This is a genomic window from Mycobacterium canetti CIPT 140010059, from assembly GCF_000253375.1.
In the GTDB taxonomy this organism is placed as follows: Bacteria; Actinomycetota; Actinomycetes; order Mycobacteriales; family Mycobacteriaceae; genus Mycobacterium; species Mycobacterium tuberculosis.
Genome location: NC_015848.1, coordinates 4349530 through 4374082 on the forward strand (window position 1 = coordinate 4349530; position 24553 = coordinate 4374082).

Below are 24553 nucleotides of genomic sequence, written 5' to 3' on the forward strand. Positions count from 1 at the left end.
CGTAAGCTCTTCCGAAAGGTAGCTGTGCAGGTCACAAGCGTCGGTCACGCCGGCTTTCTGATCCAGACCCAGGCCGGCAGCATTCTGTGCGACCCTTGGGTCAATCCGGCCTACTTTGCGTCTTGGTTCCCGTTCCCCGACAACAGCGGGCTGGACTGGGGCGCTTTGGGTGAGTGCGATTATCTGTATGTCTCGCACCTACATAAGGACCACTTCGACGCGGAAAACCTACGAGCGCATGTCAACAAGGACGCCGTCGTGCTGCTGCCCGACTTTCCGGTACCCGACCTGCGAAATGAGTTGCAGAAGTTAGGATTTCATTGGTTCTTCGAAACCACCGACTCGGTCAAGCACCGCCTGAGGGGACCCAACGGCGATCTCGACGTGATGATCATCGCACTGCGGGCCCCCGCCGACGGTCCGATCGGCGACTCGGCGCTAGTTGTTGCTGACGGCGAAACAACGGCTTTCAACATGAACGACGCCCGCCCGGTCGATTTGGACGTGCTGGCATCGGAGTTCGGTCACATCGACGTGCATATGCTGCAGTACTCGGGCGCGATCTGGTACCCGATGGTCTACGACATGCCGGCGCGCGCGAAGGAGGCGTTCGGCGCCCAAAAGCGGCAACGGCAGATGGACCGTGCTCGCCAGTACATCGCGCAGGTGGGAGCGACGTGGGTGGTGCCGTCGGCGGGGCCGCCATGCTTTTTAGCCCCCGAGCTGCGCCACCTCAACGACGACGGTAGCGATCCGGCCAATATCTTCCCCGACCAGATGGTGTTCCTGGATCAGATGCGGGCGCACGGCCAGGACGGCGGGCTGCTGATGATCCCCGGCTCGACTGCGGATTTCACTGGTACAACCTTGAATTCATTGCGCCATCCACTGCCCGCCGAACAGGTCGAGGCTATCTTTACCACCGACAAAGCCGCATACATCGCTGACTATGCCGACCGGATGGCGCCGGTGCTCGCCGCGCAAAAGGCCGGCTGGGCCGCCGCCACCGGCGAGCCACTGCTGGAGCCGCTGCGCACCCTGTTCGAGCCGATCATGCTGCAAAGCAACGAGATCTGCGACGGCATCGGATACCCGGTCGAGCTCGCCATCGGTCCCGAAACCATTGTTTTGGACTTCCCGAAAAGAGCTGTACGAGAACCGATTCCCGACGAGAGGTTCCGCTACGGGTTCGCGATCGCGCCGGAGCTGGTGCGCACGGTGCTGCGCGACAACGAACCCGACTGGGTCAACACCATCTTCTTATCCACCCGATTTCGGGCATGGCGGGTTGGCGGCTACAACGAATACCTTTACACGTTCTTCAAGTGTCTGACCGACGAACGCATCGCCTACGCCGACGGCTGGTTCGCCGAGGCCCACGATGACTCCTCATCGATCACCCTGAACGGTTGGGAGATCCAGCGCCGCTGCCCCCATCTCAAAGCCGACCTATCGAAATTCGGTGTGGTGGAAGGCAACACGCTCACTTGTAACCTGCACGGCTGGCAGTGGCGTCTGGACGACGGTCGCTGCCTCACCGCCCGGGGCCATCAACTACGCAGTTCACGGCCATGATGCAGTTCTACGACGACGGCGTTGTACAGCTGGATCGTGCTGCACTCACGCTGCGCCGCTATCACTTTCCTTCGGGCACGGCCAAGGTCATCCCACTGGACCAGATCCGCGGATATCAGGCTGAATCGCTGGGCTTTTTTATGGCCCGGTTCAATATCTGGGGCAGGCCGGACCTTCGCCGCTGGCTGCCACTGGACGTGTACCGGCCGCTGAAGTCGACGTTGGTCACCCTCGACGTACCGGGGATGCGGCCGAAACCAGCCTGCACGCCCACGCGCCCCAAAGAATTCATCGCACTGCTGGACGAGTTGCTCGCCCTCCACCGAACGTGAACCCACGGTTTCGCGCGCGATTTTCGCACTGCCCTGGGGCACAGCCTCACTCCAGACTTAAACCACAGCGACGATCCAAGCGACGTGTCATGTGCCTGGTTTAAGTGTCGCGAGCGTGCCGTCGGCGGTGCGGATATAGATGGATTTCATGGCCGCGATGTAATTGGCGACGGATTCGCTTGCGATCGGGTTGTCCGGAAATAATACCGTCACCGTGGTCTGATGCTGATAACGATTGACCCACATTGAGACCTGATGAGAAACCCTACCTTCGTCGTAAATCCTAAAATTCAGATCGGAATTGGCGACCGTAGAAAGAGGCGCAATGCTGGCATCCAGAAAGGACATCACGAAATTGCCCGGCCGGGGCCGCCTCAGCCCCGTTTCGGGGCGTGCCAGCTCCAATACGCGGTCGAATGGTACGGTCGCCAGATCCTTACCCGAATCGAAAGAGATCTGCGCGACACGGGCGGCGCTATCGAAAAGTCCTGCGGCGACCGGCACAGTGATCGGCACCAACCCGGTGAACCAGCCCGTCGTTCTGAGTTCTGTTGGCGTCCTACGTGTATCAGTCGTCGTTAACACGTCAAACGTTTCACAGTTGGTCAACTCGCGCTCAGCGAGGGCGGCGCAGGCGAAAACGCCACCGCTAAAACGGGCGCCCGCAGCGACGCAGGCGGCTTCGAATCGCTCACCCTGTTGCTCGTCCATCAGCGTTTCGGTAAGCAGCTTTCCGGTATGGGGCACCGATAGATCGCCGAGCGGCAACGGGAAGTACGGCAGGGTTCCGTTGTTGTTGGCAGCGAATTCGACCCAACGGCGCACCCTGGGGGAGTCCAACGTCAAGGCGGCCGTGTCGGCGTACTGTCGGACACAGTGGTCGTCGTAGCGGCCCGCCGGCGGGAGCTCGATCGGCGGGTCGCCTCCCACCAATGCGGAGTACATCATATGGATCTCGATGAAAAGGACGCCCACAATCATCGGATCGACACAGAGATGAGCGATACTCGCATAGAAGGTGAAGTGATCGTCACTCTGAATAATCCCGAACAAGAAGCAGTCCCACTGCAACGGCTGCGGCGTTGCAATGTGGTGGCGCAGCTCCGCCGACGTCATGTTCTGATGCTCAGTTTGGACGAGTTCGATATCTGCAGGGTCAGCGATGGTATGCCGAACGATGTGTTGGGCATTGTCGAACTCAAACCAACTGTGGTAGGTGTCGTGGCGGCGAAGGTGTGCGTTGATCGCATAATTCATGGCGCGGATGTTGCACCGGCCAGGTAGATCCCAGGTGAAGATCATCAGGCGCGACATATCGAGACCGCGCGCTACATGATCGCGATAACGTCGAAGGTGTTGAGCTTGTTGATAGCTGGGCGGCACCTCACTTATCGGCGCTTGCCGGGCTTTCGCCTTCGCCGTCGGTGATGCGTGCCAACAGATAATCGAACCTGGGTCCGGCATCCAGTCGCGGAGCGTTGTAATGCTAAACACTCATTCCTCCTGCACTCGGACCGAGCCCCGCCAGGGCACGCAAGTAAGCTACGACCAGTCGGTGTGACACTCAAACCGGCGGGCGTAATTTCCTCCGACGATGCTCCGCAGACCACAATCGTCAGCGGCGGAGTACGGTTGCTCACCATGTGGTCCACCGTGCTGGTCTTGGCGCTCTCGGTGATCTGCGAGCCGGTACGGATCGGTTTGGTGGTCCTCATGCTCAACAGGCGCCGCCCGCTGCTCCATTTGCTCACATTCTTGTGCGGTGGTTACACGATGGCTGGTGGCGTGGCCATGGTCACGCTTGTGGTCCTCGGGGCCACTCCGTTGGCCGGACATTTCAGTGTGGCCGAGGTACAGATCGGGACCGGGCTGATTGCCTTGCTTATCGCGTTTGCGCTGACCACAAATGTCATAGGCAAGCATGTCCGGCGAGCTACCCACGCCCGCGTCGGAGACGACGGTGGCAGGGTCCTACGGGAGTCGGTACCGTCAAGTGGTGCGCATAAGCTGGCTGTGCGTGCACGTTGTTTTCTGCAGGGCGATTCGCTGTATGTCGCCGGGGTGAGTGGCCTAGGAGCCGCACTGCCTTCGGCCAACTACATGGGCGCGATGGCCGCCATTCTTGCCTCCGGCGCTACGCCGGCAACACAGGCACTGGCTGTCGTTACGTTCAACGTGGTGGCATTCACAGTGGCCGAAGTCCCCCTCGTCAGCTACCTGGCAGCACCGCGTAAGACCCGCGCGTTCATGGCTGCGCTGCAATCATGGCTGCGGTCCCGTAGCCGCCGCGACGCCGCGTTGCTGGTGGCCGCAGGAGGTTGCCTGATGCTCGCGCTAGGCCTGAGCAACCTGTAGGCGGCGGCGAGCTTGCCTAACGCAGAGCTCTCACATGAAATGTCCAGGCGTCTCCGACTGCGTTGCGACCGTAAGGCACGATAACGTGTTTGCTATTGCTGCTGGTTTGCGTTGGTCGGCCGCTGTACCGCCGCTACACAAAGGGGACGCTGTGACCAAACTGCTCGTCGGGGCCATCGCGGGCGGAATGCTAGCTTGCGCAGCCATATTGGGCGACGGAATCGCTTCGGCCGATACCGCGTTGATAGTACCCGGTACCGCACCGTCCCCGTACGGGCCACTCAGGTCGCTCTATCATTTCAATCCCGCGATGCAGCCTCAGATCGGCGCGAATTACTACAACCCCACCGCTACCCGCCACGTCGTTTCATATCCAGGCAGCTTTTGGCCTGTCACAGGCTTGAATTCGCCCACCGTCGGCAGTTCTGTCAGTGCCGGGACGAACAATCTCGATGCGGCGATCCGCAGCACTGACGGGCCAATCTTCGTGGCCGGGTTATCACAGGGAACGCTCGTGCTTGACCGCGAGCAGGCACGGTTGGCGAATGACCCGACGGCTCCTCCCCCTGGGCAACTCACATTCATCAAGGCCGGCGACCCTAACAATCTTCTTTGGCGGGCGTTTAGGCCGGGCACCCACGTGCCGATCATCGACTACATCGTTCCGGCCCCAGTGGAAAGCCAGTACGACACAATCAATATCGTGGGCCAGTACGACATTTTTTCTGACCCACCTAATCGTCCGGGCAACTTACTCGCTGACCTCAATGCGATTGCCGCGGGCGGATACTACGGCCACAGCGCCACCGCATTCTCGGACCCAGCTCGCGTTGCGCCTAGGGACATTACGACGACAACGAACAGTTTGGGTGCGACGACCACGACCTACTTCATCCGGACCGATCAGCTACCTCTGGTGCGGGCGCTGGTGGACATGGCGGGTCTGCCCCCGCAGGCGGCGGGAACAGTTGATGCCGCACTGCGGCCCATGATTGACAGGGCTTATCAGCCCGGACCAGCCCCCGCTGTGAACCCGCGTGATTTGGTCCAGGGCATCCGCGGTATCCCCGCCATCGCCCCTGCCATCGCCATCCCTATCGGCAGCACCACCGCCGGGGCCAGTGCCGCCACCACCACCGCTGCCGCCACGGCAGCGGCAACAAATGCGCTCCGCGGGGCCAGCGTGGGCCCGGGCGCCAACAAGGCGTTGTCGATGGTCCGGGGTCTGCTACCCAAAGGGAAGAAGCACTAGCCATAAAGTCCACGACCTACAGTGGCGTTTCGTAGTTGGGGTGTAGAGGGGGTTGAGGTCTTCGATGATGGCGGTTGCTGCTGGCACCAATCCATCGGGAAGGCCCTGAGTGGTGTCTTGGTGTGCCCGGAGGGGCAGCCCGTTGGCGCCCGTCGTCGAGCGTGAACTGAGGGCGGACCTCGGGCAGACACGCCGAGGTCTTCCTTTTGGGCAGCGTGGAACCGCCCATCATCGAAAGACCTCGACCCCTACCCATCAACGACGCGCCGACTACCTCACACTCTCAACTGCGAAGAGATCCTAAAGCCTGAGCCCGTCGTGTAACCAAAGACCGATCAGGTCGTCGTCGTCGGGCGGTGATTGCTCTTCTTCTTCCTTGGGCAACAACGGCTTACGTTTGGTTCGTTGGGCACGGCCACGGCGTCGGCCAAGGGGCCACCAGGTTGCCGGCCGCCAGCTTGACGGCAACCACCAGTTCGCCTGCCCAACCAACACGGCAATGGCGGGCACGGTAACGGTACGCACCAAGAAGGTATCCAGCAAAAGCCCGGTCCCTAGGACGAACGCACCTTGAACCACGCTACCCAAGCTGGCGAATACCAGACCGTACATCGAGGCAGCCATGATCAAACCCGCCGCAGTGATCACACCACCTGTTGAGGCCACGGTCCGGATGACACCGGAACGCACCCCCAAGACGGCCTCTTCACGCAGCCTAGAAATAAGCAGCATATTGTAATCTGCGCCCACCGCGACCAATATAACGAAGGTCAATCCCGGAATGCTCCAATGCATTTCCTGACCGAGTAAAAATTGGAACACGATAACGCCAATACCGAGCGCCGCCAGGTACGATACGATAACCGAGCCGATCAGATACAGCGGTGCCACAATCGCACGCAGCAAAACGATCAATATGAGCACAACGATGCAGACGGTCATGGCGATGATCAATCGGAGGTCGTGATCGGAGTAGTCGCGCGTGTCCTTGAGAACGACGGGCAATCCGACGACAGACACCTTGGCATCGGCCAGTGCGGTATTTGGTTGCGCCCCTCGAGCGGCAGCCGTGATCGCGTCAATTTGGTCCATGGCAGCAGTGCTGAATGGATTCAGGTCGGTTTGTATCAAATACCGTATCGAGTGGCCGTCGGGTGAAATGAAGGCCGCCGCGACTTTTTTGAGTTGGTCTACATTCAGCCCGCCTAGCAGATCTCGATACTCTGACGGCATCGTCTCGGCTTTGACGCTCTCACCGGTGGCATACGACAACAACTCCGGGGGAATATAGAACCCCGCCATCGCCGGCGTGGTCGCGGTGTCCTTCATTGCCAATAGGAACGCCGAGGCCTCGCCCAACCCGAAACCCATCTTCTTCACCTGGTCGACCAACAACTGCACGCCCTCAGCCAGTTGCCGGCTCCCGTCGGCGAGATCATTGACCCCCTTGTTCACCAGGTTGATCTTGGATCGCACACCACCAGGACTGCTCATCCCCAGTGAACCCATCGCCCTGATGACGGTGGCCAGCGCCCTGCGTAATCCGGACACGGTGGCTGCCAGGGTCTGCACTGCGCGCGTGGCCTGCAGCTGTCGAGCCAACTCAGATATCTTTGCCAGCGTTCCGTCGTCGCGCGCTGTGACCAAACGCTGCAGTTCGGTGCGCGCACTGGCACAAGCCGGATCGGCAGTGCACATCGGGCTGCTATCCAGGGCCCCCAGCACCGGGCTTGCCCACTCGGTGTTGTTCGCTACAAAGCTCGCATCCGCGTCAATGGTGTCACCGAGTGCCCGCATGCTGCCGATCAGCTTCTCCGCGCCTTCCAGTTCGCCGAGAACCCTGTTGCCCCCGAGCAGGTCCTGAAGGTACGCCAGCGCGTCGATGAGGCCGCCGACCGTGGATATGGCCCGGTTAACTTGGGCCCGTACGTCGCCGAGTTTGCTCGCCATCAGGTTGGCTCCACCGGCCAGTTTGTCGATGTCGCCGGTGTGCGCAGCGATCTGCTTGGAACCCTCATCCAGCTTGCTGCCGACTTCGCCGGCCTGCCAGGACGTCCGGGCCTGCTCCAGCGACCGTCCAGCGGGTCGGGTAATGCCCCTGACCATCGCGACACCCGGCACTTGGCTCACCCGCTGCGCCATCTGCTCTAGGTCGGCGAGAGCCTTCGGCGTGCGCAGATCCGTCGAGGATTGGATGAACAGGTACTCGGGAATGATCAGGTTGGACGGGAAATGCTTGTCCAACGCGGCATACCCGATCGAACTCTCGACGGAAGCCGGAAGCGTCTTGCGATCGTCGTAGTTGTATCGGACCAGTCCTGCGCAGCCGGCCAGAATAACCAGCACCAGCGCGCTGGCGAGCAGATGAGTCTTGGGCCGACGCACGATGTGCACCCCCGAACTCCGCCAAAAGCGCCGGGTGAGGTCACGGCGCGGCGCGATCCAACCGCGACGCCCGGCCAGCACCATCAGGGCGGGTAGCAGTGTGACAGCTGCGAAGAAGACCACGGCTACCGAAATTCCCAACATCGGACCAACCGTTTTGAGAATTCCCAGTTGGGTAAACACCATCGCGAGAAAGGTGATTGCTACGGTGGCCGCGGATGCGGCGATCACCTTACCGATGGATGTCAATGCCTTCTTGACGGCTTGATCCGAATCCGCGCCCTGCCGTAAATAGTCGTGATATCGACTAATCAGAAATACCGCGTAATCCGTTCCCGCGCCGACCATCATCCCGCTCATAAAAATAATGCTCTGGTTAGCAATACCGAGGCCCGCCAAGCCGGCTATTGCAACGAGGCGCTGTGCAACCGCCACGGACATGCCAATTGTTATCAATGGCAACACCATGGTGATCGGATTCCGGTAGATGATCAGCAAAATGACCAACAACAGGATCGTGATCGCAAACTCGATGCGACTGCGGTCCCGCTGCCCGGTGAGGTTCAGATCGGCGACGGTGGCCGCGGGCCCGGTAAGGTTAGCCGTCAGTGTCGAGCCTGCGACCTGGTGTTCGACGATGTCAGCGACGCGGGCGTACGCCTGCTTGGACTGGGTCGAACCCAGGTCGCCGGGAAGGCCGACCGGCAGGATCCAGGCCTGATTGTCTTTGCTGGTCATGAGCTCCCGCAGGGGCGGTGTGGTGACAAAGTCCTGGAGCATCACGACGTCTCGAGTATCACGTCGCAGGGCGTCAACCAGCTCTTTGTAGCTGCGTTCATCGGCCGCGCCGAGCCCTTTGGCATCGCTGAGCACCACCACCGCAACGCTCTGCAACCCGGCTTCACGAAATGCCGCGGTCATCTGCCGGGTCGAGACCAACACCGGGGCGTCCGACGGCAGAATCGCCACTGGATGCCGCTGGGAGATCTCGTCCAGGGACGGCACCGTCGGCGCAAGCAGACCCGCAAGCGCGACCCAGAAGGCGATCACCACCCACGGCCTTCGGACGATAAGGCGCCCTAGTCGCGGAAAGACACCCCCATCACCGGTTGGCCTATGCGGTTCCGCTCGTAAATTCGTCGAGGGTCTCGGTGTTCTGACAGGCTGCGTCAAGGCGTCGCACATTCCTCATCTGCTCCGCACGTGCCCGCCTTGAAGCGCCAGCCGTGGTGGTCGCTGTGAGGCGAGTGAGACAGCAGGGGATCGGTCACCTGACGAATCTGCGTGCGCAACCACTAAGCTTCTCTATCTACCGTCACATTCGCAACCTTTAGATTGCAGATATCGATAAAATCACCCGCGCGACAAGACCGCCATGTCATCCTTTCGATGTTATTTCGCCGGCCTGGGGAAAGCGCAACGACGTTGCCTACACGTTCCGCCGTCCCGCCGTTGGCAATACGCATACACACCGATCTAATTGCCCTCAGATATGCGGCAACGGATTCGCGAGCGACCGGATTATCTGGGAATAGCACGCTCGCCGCGGTCTCGTCGAAACGACCGACCATCGTACTTAGCGGATAGGTGACCCTTCCGTCGCTGTAGGTTCCAACATTGAGGCCCTCGAACAGTTTCGTCACCGCCGAGAGCGGTCCCACTTGGGCGTCGAAAAAGTTCACCAGGGAAAAAAGCGGTTGGGGCCTGCGTAGCGACGGCGACAATTCGACGACCCGTTCGAACGGCACTTTCGCCAGATCCGCACCAGTATCGAAGGAGGTCTGCGCGATTCGTGCAATCTCGTTAAAGGACAATCCGGCGACTGGAACGGTCACCGGGATCTGCCCGGTGAACCACCCCTGCGTCATAAGGTCGGCTGGTGTGCGGATATCTTTGGGAGTAATTCCAAAATAGGTATCGGCGCCGGTCAACTCGTGTATCGCGATGGCGATGCAAGCCAGCATGCCACCAATGAAACGAGCGTTCGCCGCCATGCAGGCGGATTCGAATCGCTGTGTTTGCTGCTCGTCCATTAGCATCATGCTGAGCAGGTCGCCGCCGCAGCGTACAGACGGATCGCCAAGGGGCAGCGGAAATTCCGGGAAAGTTCCGTTATTGATTTCGGCGAAGTCGATCCACGCGCGCACCTCCGGGGAATCGACGCTCAACGCCGAGGTGTACTCGTGCTGCCTGACGCAGAAGTCCACATAGCTGCCAGCCTCCGATAAACCAATCGGTGGCTCACCCATTATCAGCGCGGTGTACATCGACTGGAACTCCATGAGTCCGACTCCTACGAACTGACCGTCCGCATGCAGATGATCGATGCTGGCATAGAACGTGAAGGAGTCTGCTCGCTGAATGACTCCGAAGCTGAAGCAGTCCCAATGAAGCGAATCCGGTGTCGCCACGATGTGCTTTCGCAGGTCCGCGCTCGTCATCTCGCCATGTGTGGTCGGAACAAATTCGATATCCGCCGGATCGGCGATGGTGTGCCGAACGATGTGGTCGGTATCTCGAAGCTCGAACCAGCTGCAGTATGTATCGTGCCGACGAAGGTGCGCATTGATGACATAGGTCATGGCGCGCAGATCGCAGTGACCAAACACCTCAACGGACGCAATGAGCAGCCGCGAGTGATCGAGCCCCCGGGCAGCCTGCTCGGAAAAGCTCCGAATCTGTCTGGCTTGTACATAACTGGGAGGCACAGCACTCACTGGCGCTGCAAGGGCTTTCGCGCACGAGGCAGGTGTTGGGTGCCACGAAACCAACACGCCGGGCGCTGGGTCCCAGTCTTTGACCGCTGACAACTCTACTGGTCCTATTCGCACTAATAGCTCCTATTTCAGCGCGTGCGGAATACGCATGCGGCGAAAGGTTCTTACTGTGACGACAGCGCGGCAGCTGGAGCGTCGTCGGGCGCCAGCTGTTCATACAAGTGATCCGCTAAACCCCGCACCGTGGCGCTGACGTTCTTGGGCGCCAACCGTATTCCGGTCTCGGTCTCGATCCGAGTGCGCAGCTCTAGTGCGCCCAACGAATCAAGTCCGTACTCGGGTAGCGGGCGGTCAGGGTCGACGGTGCGCCGCAGAATCAGGCTGACCTGCTCGGAGACCAGCTGCCGAAGCCGCGCCGGCCACTCGTCGCGTGGCAGCTCGTTCAGCTCGACGCGGAATTTGCTTGTGCCCGAACCGTTGCTGCTGGAGAACACTTCGAAAAACCGGCTGCGCTCTGCGAAGGCGACCAACCACGGGGCTCCGATGACCGGGGCATACCCGGTATAGACGCGGTTGTGGCGCAATAGCGCCTCGAACGCGTAAGCACCTTCGTCGGGAGTGATCGCCGTGTAGTTGCTTTCCTCCAATGCCGAAGCCCGCGCTGGCGATGCCGACCACCACCCCAACTGGCCGATATCCGACCAGGCTCCCCACGCGATCGCGGTAGCCGGCAGGCCCTGAGCTTGCCGCCAATGCGCGAAGGCGTCCAGCCAGCTGTTGGCCGCGGAGTAGGCACTCTGTCCCGGCGAGCCGGTGAGAGCTGCCGCCGACGAAAACAAGCAGAACCAGTCAAGCGGCTGTCCGCTCGTTGCTTCATGCAACTCCCAGGCACCGTGAACCTTTGGCGCCCAGTCGCGCGCCAGCAACTCGTCGGTGATATTGGCCAAGGTGGCGTCCTCGACCACCGCGGCCGCGTGTAGCACGCCTCGTACCGGAAGCCCGGTGGCCACAGCGGTCGCCACCAACCGCTCCGCGGTACCCGGTTGGGCGATGTCACCGCATTCCACCACGACTTCAGAGCCCATCGCCGCGATGGCCTCGATCGTTTCCCGCACCTTTTGAGTCGGCTGGGTGCGGGAATTCAACACGAGCCGGCCGCAACCGGCCGCCGCCATCTTCTCGGCCAGGAACAGCCCTAGCCCACCCAGACCGCCGGTGATGATGTAGGAGCCGTCGGGACGGAATACCTGAGCTTGTTCCGGAGGCAGGGTAACGAGGCTTTTTCCATTCTGTGGGATGTGGAGGACGAGTTTGCCGGTGTGCTCGGCGTTGCCCATCACACGGATGGCGGTGGCCGCCTCGACGAGGGGGTAATGGGTGCTCTGCGGCAGCGGCAACTCACCGGCGGCGGTCAAGCGATAAACCGTGCCGAGCAGGTCGCGCAGCTCTTCTGGGTGTGTCGCAGACAGCAACCCCAGATCTACGGCGTAGAAGGACAGGTTGCGCCGGAAGGGAAAGAGCCCCAGCTTGGTGTCACCATAGATGTCGCGCTTGCCAATCTCGACGAACCGTCCCCGGAAGGCGAGCAGTTTCAGCCCGGCAAGTTGCGCGGCGCCGGTCACCGAGTTGAGCACGACATCGACACCTCGGCCGTTAGTGTCCCGCCGAATCTGCTCGGCGAACTCGGTGCTGCGCGAGTCATAGACATGCTCAATACCCATGTTGCGCAACAGCTCTCGACGCTGCGGGGTACCGGCGGTGGCGAAGATCTCAGCGCCCGCCGCGCGGGCTATAGCGATCGCCGCTTGTCCGACCCCGCCGGTGCCGGAGTGAATTAGCACCGTGTCACCCGCCCTAATCCGGGCGAGCTCATGCAGTCCGTACCAGGCGGTGGCGTGCGCGGTGGTCACCGCGGCGGCCTGTGCGTCACCCAGGCCCGGTGGCAGCGTCGCGGCCAGCCGAGCGTCACACGTGACGAATGTGCCCCAGCAGCCGTTAGGCGACATGCCACCAACATGGTCACCGACCTTGTGGTCAGTGACGCCTGGTCCGACCGCGGTCACCACGCCGGCGAAATCCGTGCCCAGCTGGGGCAGGTGTCCCTCGAAGCTGGGGTAGCGACCGAAAGCGATGAGTACATCGGCAAAGTTGACGCTGGACGCACGGACCGCAACCTCGATCTGTCCTGGTCCTGGTGGAACGCGGTGAAACGCGGCCAGCTCTATCGTTTGCATATCGCCGGGGGTACGGATCTGTAGGCGCATGCCGCTCTGCTGATGATCCGCGACGATGGTGCGCCGCTCCTGAGGACGCAACGGGGTCGGACACAAGCGCGCCACGTACCACTCGTTGTCTCGCCAGGCGGTCTCGTCTTCTTCCGACGTGGCCAGCAATTGGCGTGCCAGGTGCTCGACACCGGTCTGTTCGTCCACGTCGATCTGGGTGGCACGCAGGTGAGGGTGCTCGGCGCCGATCGTCCGCAGTAGACCACGCAGCCCGCCCTGCTCAAGATTGACGCAGTCGTCGGCCAGCACCCGCTGGGCACCCCGCGTCACGACGTACATGCGCGGCACCGCCCCGGGAAGGTCTGACAATTCGCGAGCGATACCCACCAGCCGGCGAACGTACTCAGCGCCGCGATCCGCGCTCCCCTGATGCGGCGTACCGGTGTTCGGCCCGGTCAGCACGACCACGCCGCTAAACTCGTCGCTACCAACTTGATCGCGTAGCTGGTCGGCGGCGGCCAACTGGTCGTCGTGCAGTGGCCACCGCATCGTCGTGCACGCCGCGCTGTGTTCCCTAAACGCGTCCGCTAGCCGGGTAGCGGTCACATCAGAGGCAGCGCAGTCACTGATCAACAGCCATTTTCCAGCGCCAGAGGGGTCCATCTCGGGCAGCTCACGCTGGTGCCATTCGATGGTGAGTAAGCGCTCATTCAGCACCCGATTGTGTTTATCGCGCTCGGACACTCCCGTACCGATTCGCAGTCCGCACACGGCCAGCAACACCGTGCCGTGCGCGTCCAGCACGTCGATATCGGCCTCGACGCCGGCCAACTCGACTTTGGTCACCCGCGTGTAGCAATAGCGAGCGGTACGCACCGAAGCATAGGCACGGACTCGGCGCACCCCCAACGGCACCAATAGGCCGCTACCTACCGACTGGCTATCGGGATGCGCGCCGACCGACTGGAAACAGGCATCCAGCAGGGCCGGGTGGATTGCGTACAGGCCCTGCTGCGAACGAATCGAGCCGGGCAGCGCGACTTCGGCCAGCATTGTGGCGGTCGCATCCTCCGCGACGTAGGCCACGGCCAGGCCGGTGAAGGCCGGACCATATTGCACACCGTGCTTGTCGAATCGCCGGCGCAGATCCTCACCGTCCACGCGGCAAGGGTGGGCTTCCAATAAGGAGGCCATGTCGTACGCCGGCGGCTCGCATTCGTCGGATACCTGCTGCAGCACCGCCGACGCACGCCGCAAGTGATGCCCAACGCCTTCCTGCAGGGCCTCGACGGCGAAGTCGACGACACCGGGCGAGGTCACCGTTGCCACGGTGGACACCGGGGTCTGGTCATCCAGCAGCAGCATCGCCTCAAAGCGCATGTCGCGTACTTCGGACTGCTCGCCGAGGACGGCACGGGCCGCAGACAACGCCATCTCGCAGTAGGCGGCCCCTGGAAGAGCAGCCACGTTGTGTATCCGGTGATCGCCCAACCAGGGCAAGGTTGCGGTACCAACATCGGCCTGCCAGGCGTGGCGTTCCGGCTCTTCGGGCAATCGCACGTGTGCGCCCAACAACGGGTGCACGGCTACCGTGGAGCCACCCGGCGACCGATTGTCAACGCCTTCGCGGTCATAGAACAGGAACCGGTGCGACCACGCCGGCAGCGGAGCATCGACCAAGCGGCCTTGGGGACAGAGCACCGAGAAGTCCACTGCCGCACCAGCGTTGTGCAGATCCGCCAGCAGGCGACGGAGCCCCAGCGGCAATGGCTGCTCCCGCCGCATACCGGCCAGCGCGGCAACCGGCATGCCTACACTGCCGGCAATCTGATCGACCGCGTGGGTCAGCAGCGGGTGCGGCGAAAGCTCGGCGAAGACTCGGTACCCGTCGTCGAGCGCCGAGCGCACCGCAGCGGAGAACCGCACGGTGTGGCGCAAATTGTCGGCCCAGTAACGCGCGTCGCACGCCGGCGCTTCGCGCGGGTCGAAAAGCGTCGCCGAATAGTAGGGAATCTCAGGAGCTTTCGGATTCAGGTCGGCCAGCGCCGCTATCAACTCGTCGAGGATCGGATCCACCTGCGGCGAATGCGAAGCCACGTCGACGGCCACCGCCCGCGCCAGCACGTCTCGCCGCTCCCATATGTCGACCAGCTTGCGCACCGACTCGGTGCCTCCGGCGATCACGGTGGACTGCGGCGCGGTCACCACGGCGACCACCACATCGTCGACGCCTAGAGCGGTCAATTCCGACTGCACAGCTAAGGCAGGCAACTCCACCGACGCCATCGCCGCGGAACCGGCGATCGTCGCCATCAGTTTTGATCGTCGGCAGATGACGCGTACCCCATCTTCGGCTGACAGCACTCCTGCGACCACAGCCGCGGCCGACTCACCCATTGAGTGGCCGATCACGGCGCCCGGGCGCACTCCGTATGCCGCCATCGTGGCTGCCAACGCGACCTGCATCGCGAAGATGGTCGGCTGAACTCTGTCGATGCCAGTCACGGTCTCGGGCGCCGTCATCGCCTCGGTGACCGAGAACCCGGACTCCGCGGCGATCAATGGCTCTAGCTCCGCAACGGTCGCGGCGAACACCGATTCGTTCGTCAGCAGATCGGCGCCCATCGCTGCCCACTGCGACCCTTGCCCTGAGAATAACCAGACCGGCCCGCGGTCATCCTGCCCCACCGCGGGCTGGTAAACGGTGTCACCGTCGGCGACCTCGCCCAAGCCGGCAATCAGCTCGTCGACGCTGCTCGCGATGACCGCCGTGCGCACCGACCGGTGCGTACGCCGCCGCGCCAGCGTGTACGCAAGATCCGAGAGCACCAGGGAGTCGGCGTGCTGCTGTATCCAGTCGGTCAACCGCTGAGCAGTCTGCCGCAGCGCGTCGGCCGAGGAAGCGGACAGCGTGAACAAGGCAGGGGTGCCGGTCGGGGGGGTGCTCGCCGCGTGGGGCTGGGCTTCGGTTTGCGGAGCTTGCTCCACAACAGCGTGCACGTTCGTTCCCGAGAACCCATAAGACGACACTGCCGCCCGCCGGGGCACCTGACGACCGTTGGTGGGCCACGGTGTGGTCACCTCGGGCACGAAGAGGTTGGTGGTGATGCCAGCAATCTCATCGGGCAGCCGAGTGAAGTGCAGATTACGTGGAACCACACCATGTTTCAGAGCGAGAACCACCTTGATTAGCCCTAGCACCCCGGCGGTCGACTGGGTGTGTCCGAAGTTGGTCTTCACCGATGCGAGTGCGCACGGGCCGTCGACCCCATACACCTCGGAGACACTCGCATATTCAATGGGGTCACCGATCGGGGTGCCGGGGCCGTGCGCTTCGACCATGCCGACCGTCGCGGCGTCCACGCCACCGGCAGCCAGCGCCGCTCGATAAGCCGCAACCTGTGCGGGCTGCGAAGGCGTCGCGATATTGACCGTGTGGCCATCCTGATTTGCGGACGTGCCACGAATTACCGCCAGGATCCGGTCACCGTCGGCCAATGCATCCGGCAACCGCTTGAGCACCACCACGGCGCAACCCTCGCCTGACACGAACCCGTCAGCCGCGACATCGAACGCGCGACAACGTCCGGTCGGGGACAACATGCCCAAAGCGGATCCAGCAGCGGCCTTGCGTGGCTCCAGCATCAAGGCGACACCCCCCGCCAAGGCAACGTCGCTTTCACCCTCGTGCAGGCTGCGACACGCCATGTGCACGGCCGTCAGGCCGGACGAGCATGCGGTATCAACGGTTATTGCCGGACCGTGCAGTCGCATCGCGTAGGCGACCCGGCCCGACGCCATGCTGAAGCTGTTGCCCAGATATCCGTACGGCTCCTCCAATTGTTTGGCGTCGGCCGCCACCATCGTGTAGTCACCATGGGTGACACCCGCGAACACGCCGGTCGCCGAGCCTGCCAGCGTTTGCTGAGTAAGACCGGCGTGCTCCATGGCCTCCCAGGACGTCTCCAGCAACAGACGTTGCTGCGGATCGATCGCAATCGCCTCCCGCTCGCCGATGCCAAAGAACTCGCAATCGAAATCCGCGGGGTTATCCAGGAAACCGCCCCACTTGCACACCGTCCGACCGGGCACGCCCGGCTGCGGGTCGTAGAACTCGTCGCAATCCCACCGGTCCGGCGGCACCTCGGTGATCAGGTCGTCGCCTCGTAACAACGCCTTCCACAACAACTCGGGGGAATCGATCCCGCCGGGCAGCCGGCAAGCCATGCCGATAACAGCAACCGGAGTCACACGTGGTTCAGCCAACGTCCATGCACCCCTATCTGCACCAGTGCCTGACGCCGCCGACCCCAAGCCCAATGCCGGAGGCGATACGTAGCCTAACTAGCAATCCTTCGATGTAGCTGTGTCTTTGGTGGCTCTTTAGTTCTAAGCGGCTGTGCTACTGGGGCACTGGGCCCTACTTCGGTTTGTCGTGGCATGGGCAGCCCGCGGTCTGCCGCAGTCTGAAGTTCGCGGCCTGAGCGCGCGCTATCTTCCACGCCGGGCCGGTAGTCTGACGCTTCATGGTTTCGCTTTCCATCCCCTCGATGTTGCGCCAGTGCGTCAACCTGCACCCGGACGGCACGGCATTCACTTACATCGATTACGAACGGGATTCGGAGGGCATAAGTGAAAGCCTGACGTGGTCGCAGGTGTATCGGCGAACCCTAAACGTTGCAGCAGAAGTCCGCCGCCATGCCGCAATTGGTGACCGTGCAGTGATATTGGCCCCACAAGGACTCGATTATATTGTTGCTTTTCTGGGCGCTTTACAGGCCGGTCTTATTGCGGTTCCACTTTCGGCTCCGCTCGGCGGCGCCAGCGATGAACGTGTTGACGCGGTAGTGCGTGACGCGAAACCCAATGTCGTTCTGACAACATCCGCGATAATGGGCGATGTCGTCCCGCGCGTTACGCCACCGCCCGGTATTGCCAGCCCGCCAACGGTTGCGGTCGATCAACTAGATCTGGACTCGCCGATACGATCTAATATTGTGGACGATTCTCTCCAAACAACCGCATATTTGCAGTATACGTCGGGATCGACCCGCACACCTGCCGGTGTAATGATTACCTACAAGAATATATTGGCAAATTTCCAGCAGATGATTTCCGCCTATTTCGCCGACACCGGAGCCGTACCGCCATTGGACCTTTTCATTATGTCGTGGCTACCGTTCTATCATGACATGGGTTTGGTTCTGGGAGTTTGTGCGCCGATTATCGTAGGATGCGGCGCTGTGCTCACAAGCCCGGTGGCGTTTCTGCAGCGACCAGCCCGGTGGCTGCAATTGATGGCACGCGAGGGCCAGGCGTTTTCGGCGGCACCGAACTTCGCCTTCGAACTGACGGCAGCAAAAGCAATAGATGACGACTTGGCCGGGCTCGACCTTGGACGGATCAAAACCATCCTCTGCGGCAGTGAAAGGGTGCATCCGGCGACCCTCAAGCGCTTTGTCGACCGGTTTAGCCGTTTCAATCTTCGAGAATTCGCAATTCGGCCCGCGTACGGACTCGCGGAAGCCACGGTGTATGTGGCGACCAGCCAAGCCGGCCAACCCCCAGAAATCCGTTACTTCGAACCCCACGAACTTTCCGCTGGGCAGGCCAAGCCGTGCGCAACCGGGGCGGGCACAGCTCTGGTCAGTTACCCGCTGCCGCAATCACCCATTGTTCGGATCGTCGATCCCAACACCAATACCGAGTGCCCACCCGGAACAATCGGTGAGATCTGGGTACACGGCGACAATGTCGCCGGCGGCTATTGGGAAAAGCCTGACGAGACTGAACGCACCTTCGGAGGAGCACTGGTCGCTCCCTCGGCCGGCACACCCGTAGGGCCTTGGCTACGAACTGGCGACTCGGGCTTCGTGTCTGAGGACAAGTTTTTCATCATCGGCAGAATAAAGGATCTGTTGATTGTTTACGGCCGCAATCATTCTCCCGACGACATCGAGGCAACGATCCAGGAGATCACTCGGGGCCGCTGTGCGGCGATAGCGGTTCCGAGCAATAGCGTGGAGAAGCTCGTTGCCATCGTCGAACTCAACAACCGCGGCAACTTGGACACAGAGAGGCTGAGCTTCGTCACGCGTGAAGTCACCTCGGCGATATCCACCTCGCATGGATTGAGCGTGTCGGATCTGGTTCTGGTGGCGCCCGGCTCGATTCCGATCACCACGAGCGGCAAGGTCAGACGTGCCGAGTGTGTGAAGCTGTATCGACACAACGAGTTCACCCGGTTGGACGCTAAGCCGTTGCAAGCGAGCGATCTTTAGTGGTCACGCGACTTGCACCCCGTCTCGGGGTTGTTCGGCAGCCATGCGGCTGCCTCCCTTCCGCGCTTCACAGCCACCAGCCGGGCAAGGCCCGGTCTTACGGTCGGCTCCACGCTTAACGGCGGCCCCAACTGGGCCGACGACGCTAACAGGTTCCTCGTAGCGCGCGAGGTTCACAGCGGCGTTGTCATCCCGCTGGTGGGTGACCGAGCAGCCGTCGCATTGCCATGTTTCGTCCCAGCCGATGTCTTGTACATGCCCGCAGGTGTGGCAGGTTTTCGACGACGGGAACCAGCGGTCGGCGACCACCAGCGCCGACCCGTACCAGCCCGTCTTGTAGGACAAGTGCCGGCGCGGGGTTCCCAGGGCCGCATCCGACAGTCCGCGCCGGCGGGCGCGGGCGCCGGGAAGCCCCTTTTGCCGCAGCATCCCCGCAGCGTCCAAACCTTCAACAACGATGTGGCCGTGGGTTTGAGCCAATCGTGTTGTCAGGACATGCAGGTGATGAGTGCGGACATCGTTGACCCGGCGATGCAGCCGGGAAATCTCGGTGGTGCGCTCGCGGTAGCGCCGTGAGCCTTTCGTGCACCGCGACCGCGCACGGCTGGCGTACCGTAGCTCTTTGAGTGCCGCGTCGAGTGGCCGTGGATTGGGCACTTCTTCGAGCACTGCGCCGGCCTCGTTGGCGACCGTGGCCAGCCGGCGCACCCCGACGTCAACGCCAACCCGTGAACCGGGCTGTGCCACGTTGGGCTGCTGCGGGCGTTGCACGAGGACCCGCACACTGGCGTCGAGCCGGGTGCCGTTACGGCGCACCGAGATTGCCAGCACCCGCGCCCGGCCTGTGGCGATGAGCCGTTCAATCCGGCGTGTGTTCTCGTGCGTACGGACGGTCCCGACGACCGGAAGTGTGAGATGACGGCGATCAGGTTCGACGCGCATCGCTCCGGTCGTGAATGTCACGCGGTCCTGATCGCGGCCTTTCTTCTTGAACCGGGGGAAGCCCATTGTCTTGCCCTCACGTTTACCGGATCGGGAGTTCTGCCAGTTCCAGTACGCATCGACAGCGCCGCCAATGCCGTCGGCGTAAGCCTCTTTCGAGCACTCCGGCCACCACACCGCCCCGGTCTCGGCGTTGACACACACCTCGTCCTTGACGGTGTTCCACCGTTTACGAAGCACCCGCAGCGACGGCTTGACAGTCCCGATACCAGTAACGCGCCACGCCTCGATATCGGCTTTCAAAGTAGCGACCGCCCAGTTGTAGGCCTTGCGGCGAGCGCCGAAATGCCGCGCCAGCGCGCGGGCCTGGTCCTCGGTTGGGTCCAGCGTGAACCGGAACGCCTGCACACACCAGCCTTCTGGCACCTCGAATCTGGCCATCAAGCTGCCTCCGCGTCCCCGACCGCAGCAGCAAGGGCACGCTTGGCCCCGTTCTGTGCAGCGCGTTCACCATAGAGCCGAGCACACATCGAGGTCAGGATCTCGATCATATCGCCCACCAGGTCGTCATCGACCTCAGCCAAGTCGACCACCACCAATTCCCGGCCCTGGGCGACAAGAGCGGCCTCGACGTACTCAGAGCCAAACCAGCAGAACCGATCCCGGTGCTCCGCCACGATCCGCGTCACCACCGGATCACCCAGCAGCGCAAAAAACTTACGGCGATGTCCATTCAACGCCCAACCACCCTCGGCCACCACCTTGTCGACAGAGAGATGTTGCGATGTGGCCCACGCGGTCACCCGCGCGACCCGCCGATCCAGATCGGACCTCTGATCCGCTGACGATACCCGCGCGTACACCACCGTCCGCCCGCGCCCAGACTCCTCGACTGCCGGATCGTTCACCAGAATGAGCCGACCCACTCGCTGCGCCGGAACCGGCAACAGCCCGGCTCGAAACCAGCGATACGCGATCACCCACGCAACACCGTTGCGCTCCGCCCACACCGCCAAATTCATCCATCTGTTCCTACAGCACACCACCGACAACTACCGACCACTCAAAACGCAACAGTTGGCAGCCCTGCGATCGGCCAGCGCCTGACGGGCGGCGTTATATCCAGGGATGAACGTGATTCCCGGCCCACCGTGACAGCCGGCACTGCCCAGGTACAACCCGGCTATCGGGATCGGCTGGCCGATAAAGCCTTTCGGGCCAGGCCTGTTGGGGCCGATCTGGTCCGAGTGCAGCAGGGCATGGCAGTAGTCCCCACCCGGGGCACCGAACATCACACCCATGTGTTTGGGGGTAAAGGTGGTGTACCGGAGGATGCTGCCTTTGAAGTTCGGTGCCAATCTAGTGATCTTGTCGATCACGTTCTGCCCCATTTCGACCTTTGCCCGGCCGTACCCTCCGTATTTTGAGCCACCCTCGATCGGGAACCACATTGCGAACGCCGACGCGGCCTGCTTACCCGCCGGGGCCAGGCTGGGATCATGCAGCGACGGGATCTGCAACACCACGGTCGGATCGGCCGGGACGATCCCACGCCGGCAATCCTCCCACTGCTGCTGAACCTGCTCCGGTGTGCAGAAAATGCCCATCGATGCCTGCATGCTCGGATCGTTGAGTGCCTGGTAGGGCGCCGCGAAGGCCGGTGGCTGCGCGAGCGCAAAATGCATCTGCAGATAGCTGCCGCGGTGGTCGATCCGCAAATAGCGATCGCGGATTTCCGACGGCAACACTGCCGGATCGATCAGCTCGTTGATGGTGACGTCGGGTGCTATGGCGGAGACCACGATCGGGGAGGTCAAGGTGTCCCCCGCCGCGGTGCGCACGCCCCGCACGCGGGCTGACGACCGACTATTGTCAACCACGATCTCGGTCACCTTGGAACGTAACCGGACCTCGCCGCCGGTGCGTTCCAGCAATTGCGACAGATGGGTGGTAAGCGCGCCGATGCCACCGCGCAATTTCTTCCACCGCACGAAGTCGCCCTCCGGGACACCCAATCCGAAGGCGAGCGCGGCAGCGCTGCCCGGTGTGGCCGGCCCGCGATAGAGCGTGTTCACGGCCAGCACGGTCATCGACCCGCGCAGGGCGCCGTGCTTCTCGCGGTCCGGGAAATGGCGGTCCAACACGTCGGTGACCGATCCGAACAGCATGTCATCGATCGCTGACCGTTCGAATTCATTTGTGGCACAGGCATACATCTCGTCGAAGCTCTTGGGCAGAGTTCCGGCTTCGAAACGCCCCAGCGCCCGGGTCGGCGCCTGGCTCCACGCCAGCAGGCCCGCCATCCCGGTGACGGCGTCTGCCCCGTGCACCCGATGGAGGTGGGTAAGCATCTTCGTCGGGTCGGTGAATTGGACCACCGGATCGTCCCCGACACCGCGCAACGCTACCGACATCACCTCCAGATCGACCGTCGGCAAGCTGTCCAGGCCTAACTCGCTGCTGACCGCCGAGGAGGTCGGGAACTGCACCGATCCGGCGATCTCGAACCGGTACCCGTCGAACAGCTCCACCGTGGAGGCCATCCCGCCGGCGTAGCGCTTAGCGTCCAGACACGCGGTCCGCAGTCCGGCTCGCTGCAGCAGCACTGCCGCGGTCAGCCCGTTGTGCCCGGCGCCGATAACTATCGCGTCATAACCAGTCATACGCGTCTCCAGCAATGCAGGCTCGCACGCGCTCGATGTTTTGTCAATTATGACGAAACTGTGAGGGTGGTCCAGGTGTCGGAGATGCCGACGCGCAGCGACTCCAGTGCGACGTGGCAGACCCGCGCCAGCTCCCCGAGCGACCGGTCACTCCCAAGCATCCAGGCTTCCATCGCGCCGAACACCGCCGCGGCGACGCATCGTGCGGTGACGGCGATGTGCAATCGGGCATCGGGTGCACCCGCGATATCGCAGTTACGTCGCCGCAATTGGGCCTGGATGGCATCGGCGAAGTCGGCTTCCACCTCGCGCATATGGCGGACGATCCGGCTCGGCTCCAACTCGCCGCGCCGCAACGACGCAATCTTCGTCACTGCGTCAACGTCATAAGGAAACGAGAAGATAGCCGCTTGCACGGAATCGATGATCGATTCGTCGGCCGGTCTAGCATCCAGCGCCGCGCGAAACCAGTGCAGTCCGGCGTCGTAGTCGGCAAACAGCAAATCGTGCTTGGATCTGAAGTGGCGATAGAAAGTACGCAGCGACACCCCGGCGTCCTCCGCAATCTGCTCGGCTGAGGTAGCCTCGACGCCCTGGGCCAGAAATCGCACCAGGGCGGCCTGGCGCAGTGCCTCGCGAGTGCGTTCGCTGCGCGCCGTCTGCGGGGGCCGGACCATGACTGCAAGCTATCGTCAATTTTCGTTCTGTCAACATTGACAAAACTGTTGGCCACGGCGAGACTGCGCGCATGGTGTCGCTTCTTGTTCACGCTGCGCTGGGAGTTGTCGTCATCGGCTGGATCGTCTCGTCGAACCCGAAGGTTTTCACCAGGCCGGCCGGCGGATCGTGGTTCTCGCCGCCGGAGTGTGTGTACTACGTCGTCGGTATTGCCTCGATCGCGCTGGGGTGGTACTTCAACATTCGTTTTGTGCAGCAGTACGCGCACGGAGCCGCCAACCCTCTCTGGGGTCCCGGCAGCTGGGCGGAGTACGTCCGGCTGATGTTCACCAACCCGGCGGCCAGTTCGGCCGGCCAGGACTACACCATTGCCAACGTGATCCTGCTGCCGCTGTTTTCCACCACCGACGGCTACCGACGTGGTCTGCGGCGGCCCTGGCTGTATTTCGTGAGCAGCCTGTTCACCAGTTTTGCATTCGCGTTCGCGTTCTACTTCGCCACCATCGAACGTCAGCACCGACACGAACGTTCCCGTGCGACGGTCGGCGCCTAGGCGGCGACTGGCTTGGTGGCCCGCCACCTCAGGCGAGCGCCCGCGACATCGACGTGGATATCAGTGAATCCCACAGCTCGCAGCCGACCGGGGAGGTCCGCCGGGGCGATCGGAGTGTAGGTGTCGGCGATGTGTATTAGGCGAAACGGCAGCGACGGCACACCGTCGCTGCCGGCGAAGACGCCACCTGGTTGCAGCACCCGGTACGCCTCAGCGAATAGCTGGTCCTGCAGTTGGGCGCTGGCAACATGGTGCAGCATCGTGAAACACACCACGGACGTGAAGTGATCATCGGGCAGCACGGTCTGGGTGCCATCGCCGCGGATGATGCGCGCCCGCTGGCCGTAGCGGCGGTTCAGGCGCTCGACCATCGAGTTGTCGACTTCAACGGCGGTGAGCGAGGCGGTCAGACCAAGGAGCGCTTGCAGTGTCGCCCCATAACCGGGGCCGATCTCCAGCGTCCGGGGGCCGAGTTCGACGTGCTGCAACGCCCAGGGCAGGAGCTGATTGGCCACCGCTTTTTCCCAGCCTGCCGAGCTGCAACGACGCCGATGTAGAAGATTCATAGCCATGGCCCAGAACACTAGTTAGCCAC

At 62.4% G+C, this 24553-nt stretch carries 15 protein-coding genes; 6 read left to right on the forward strand and 9 right to left on the reverse strand.

What is annotated here, in order from left to right; all coding sequences use genetic code 11:
• The first annotated feature begins 24 nt into the window (after nt 1-24).
• On the forward strand, nt 25-1575 hold the full coding sequence (locus MCAN_RS20180; protein ID WP_014001977.1) for an MBL fold metallo-hydrolase: 1551 nt from the start codon (nt 25-27) through the stop codon (nt 1573-1575).
• A complete protein-coding gene (locus tag MCAN_RS20185) occupies nt 1572-1907 on the forward strand; it encodes a hypothetical protein (protein ID WP_014001978.1) in 336 nt (111 codons plus the stop codon). The genes MCAN_RS20180 and MCAN_RS20185 overlap by 4 nt, the downstream gene beginning before the upstream one ends.
• An 87-nt stretch (nt 1908-1994) precedes the next feature.
• Here the strand turns inward: MCAN_RS20185 and papA2 are convergent, their stop codons facing one another.
• A complete protein-coding gene (gene papA2 / locus MCAN_RS20190; protein WP_014001979.1) occupies nt 1995-3401 on the reverse strand; it encodes a trehalose-2-sulfate acyltransferase in 1407 nt (468 codons plus the stop codon).
• Nucleotides 3402-3548: 147 nt separating this feature from the next.
• Here papA2 and sap point away from each other — a divergent pair, with 147 nt between their 5' ends.
• Nucleotides 3549-4262 (forward strand): sulfolipid-1 biosynthesis transporter Sap, encoded by a 714-nt coding sequence (gene sap, locus MCAN_RS20195; RefSeq protein WP_014001980.1) that lies wholly within the window; start codon nt 3549-3551, stop codon nt 4260-4262.
• A gap of 34 nt (nt 4263-4296) precedes the next feature.
• On the forward strand, nt 4297-5514 hold the full coding sequence (gene chp1, locus MCAN_RS20200) for a sulfolipid-1 biosynthesis membrane-anchored acyltransferase Chp1 (protein ID WP_014001981.1): 1218 nt from the start codon (nt 4297-4299) through the stop codon (nt 5512-5514).
• A 300-nt stretch (nt 5515-5814) separates the two neighbouring features.
• Here chp1 and mmpL8 read toward each other — a convergent pair whose 3' ends face one another.
• From mmpL8 to pks2, 3 genes are all read right to left on the reverse strand, one after another.
• The gene (gene mmpL8, locus MCAN_RS20205) at nt 5815-9084 is read right to left on the reverse strand and encodes a sulfolipid-1 RND transporter MmpL8 (RefSeq protein WP_014001982.1); all 3270 of its coding nucleotides are present in this window, start codon (nt 9082-9084) and stop codon (nt 5815-5817) included.
• Between the two features lie 110 nt (nt 9085-9194).
• Nucleotides 9195-10730 (reverse strand): acyltransferase PapA1, encoded by a 1536-nt coding sequence (gene papA1, locus MCAN_RS20210; RefSeq protein WP_014001983.1) that lies wholly within the window; start codon nt 10728-10730, stop codon nt 9195-9197.
• 50 nt (nt 10731-10780) lie between these two features.
• Complete coding sequence (gene pks2 / locus MCAN_RS20215; protein WP_014001984.1) at nt 10781-17161, reverse strand: phthioceranic/hydroxyphthioceranic acid synthase; 6381 nt, start codon at nt 17159-17161, stop codon at nt 10781-10783.
• 206 nt (nt 17162-17367) lie between these two features.
• Here pks2 and fadD23 point away from each other — a divergent pair, with 206 nt between their 5' ends.
• A complete protein-coding gene (gene fadD23 / locus MCAN_RS20225) occupies nt 17368-19122 on the forward strand; it encodes a long-chain-fatty-acid--CoA ligase FadD23 (protein WP_014001985.1) in 1755 nt (584 codons plus the stop codon).
• Between the two features lie 3 nt (nt 19123-19125).
• Here fadD23 and tnpB read toward each other — a convergent pair whose 3' ends face one another.
• From tnpB to MCAN_RS20245, 4 genes are read right to left on the reverse strand one after another with little or no spacing between them, the layout of a single operon-like run.
• Nucleotides 19126-20505, reverse strand: coding sequence for an IS607 family element RNA-guided endonuclease TnpB (gene tnpB, locus MCAN_RS20230; RefSeq protein ID WP_014001986.1), 1380 nt, complete (start codon nt 20503-20505; stop codon nt 19126-19128).
• Nucleotides 20505-21086, reverse strand: coding sequence for an IS607-like element IS1537 family transposase (locus MCAN_RS20235; RefSeq protein ID WP_041180194.1), 582 nt, complete (start codon nt 21084-21086; stop codon nt 20505-20507). The genes tnpB and MCAN_RS20235 overlap by 1 nt, the downstream gene beginning before the upstream one ends.
• Before the next feature lie 30 nt (nt 21087-21116).
• The gene (locus MCAN_RS20240; RefSeq protein WP_003899716.1) at nt 21117-22727 is read right to left on the reverse strand and encodes a phytoene desaturase family protein; all 1611 of its coding nucleotides are present in this window, start codon (nt 22725-22727) and stop codon (nt 21117-21119) included.
• A gap of 47 nt (nt 22728-22774) precedes the next feature.
• Nucleotides 22775-23404 carry a TetR/AcrR family transcriptional regulator gene (locus MCAN_RS20245; RefSeq protein WP_003899717.1) on the reverse strand — a complete coding sequence of 210 codons (630 nt, stop codon included), beginning with the start codon at nt 23402-23404 and terminating at the stop codon, nt 22775-22777.
• A gap of 71 nt (nt 23405-23475) precedes the next feature.
• On the opposite strand from MCAN_RS20245, the gene MCAN_RS20250 reads away from it, so the two are divergent.
• Nucleotides 23476-23958, forward strand: a complete 483-nt coding sequence (locus MCAN_RS20250; RefSeq protein ID WP_014001988.1) for a DUF2834 domain-containing protein — start codon at nt 23476-23478, stop codon at nt 23956-23958.
• Here MCAN_RS20250 and MCAN_RS20255 read toward each other — a convergent pair.
• On the reverse strand, nt 23955-24530 hold the full coding sequence (locus tag MCAN_RS20255; protein ID WP_014001989.1) for a class I SAM-dependent methyltransferase: 576 nt from the start codon (nt 24528-24530) through the stop codon (nt 23955-23957). The two genes, MCAN_RS20250 and MCAN_RS20255, sit on opposite strands and share 4 nt — an antisense overlap.
• Nucleotides 24531-24553: the final 23 nt, after the last annotated feature.

What these genes read in the sequence shown, in the direction of transcription:
- MCAN_RS20185 (WP_014001978.1), top strand. Translation starts at nt 1,572, where the DNA reads ATGATGCAGTTCTACGACGACGGCGTTGTACAGCTGGATCGTGCTGCA.
- tnpB (WP_014001986.1), bottom strand. Translation starts at nt 20,505, where the DNA reads ATGGCCAGATTCGAGGTGCCAGAAGGCTGGTGTGTGCAGGCGTTCCGG.
- MCAN_RS20250 (WP_014001988.1), top strand. Translation starts at nt 23,476, where the DNA reads ATGGTGTCGCTTCTTGTTCACGCTGCGCTGGGAGTTGTCGTCATCGGC.
- MCAN_RS20235 (WP_041180194.1), bottom strand. Translation starts at nt 21,086, where the DNA reads ATGAATTTGGCGGTGTGGGCGGAGCGCAACGGTGTTGCGTGGGTGATC.
- MCAN_RS20255 (WP_014001989.1), bottom strand. Translation starts at nt 24,530, where the DNA reads ATGGCTATGAATCTTCTACATCGGCGTCGTTGCAGCTCGGCAGGCTGG.
- sap (WP_014001980.1), top strand. Translation starts at nt 3,549, where the DNA reads ATGTGGTCCACCGTGCTGGTCTTGGCGCTCTCGGTGATCTGCGAGCCG.
- MCAN_RS20245 (WP_003899717.1), bottom strand. Translation starts at nt 23,404, where the DNA reads ATGGTCCGGCCCCCGCAGACGGCGCGCAGCGAACGCACTCGCGAGGCA.
- fadD23 (WP_014001985.1), top strand. Translation starts at nt 17,368, where the DNA reads ATGGTTTCGCTTTCCATCCCCTCGATGTTGCGCCAGTGCGTCAACCTG.
- mmpL8 (WP_014001982.1), bottom strand. Translation starts at nt 9,084, where the DNA reads ATGTGCGACGCCTTGACGCAGCCTGTCAGAACACCGAGACCCTCGACG.
- chp1 (WP_014001981.1), top strand. Translation starts at nt 4,297, where the DNA reads ATGAAATGTCCAGGCGTCTCCGACTGCGTTGCGACCGTAAGGCACGAT.
- MCAN_RS20240 (WP_003899716.1), bottom strand. Translation starts at nt 22,727, where the DNA reads ATGACTGGTTATGACGCGATAGTTATCGGCGCCGGGCACAACGGGCTG.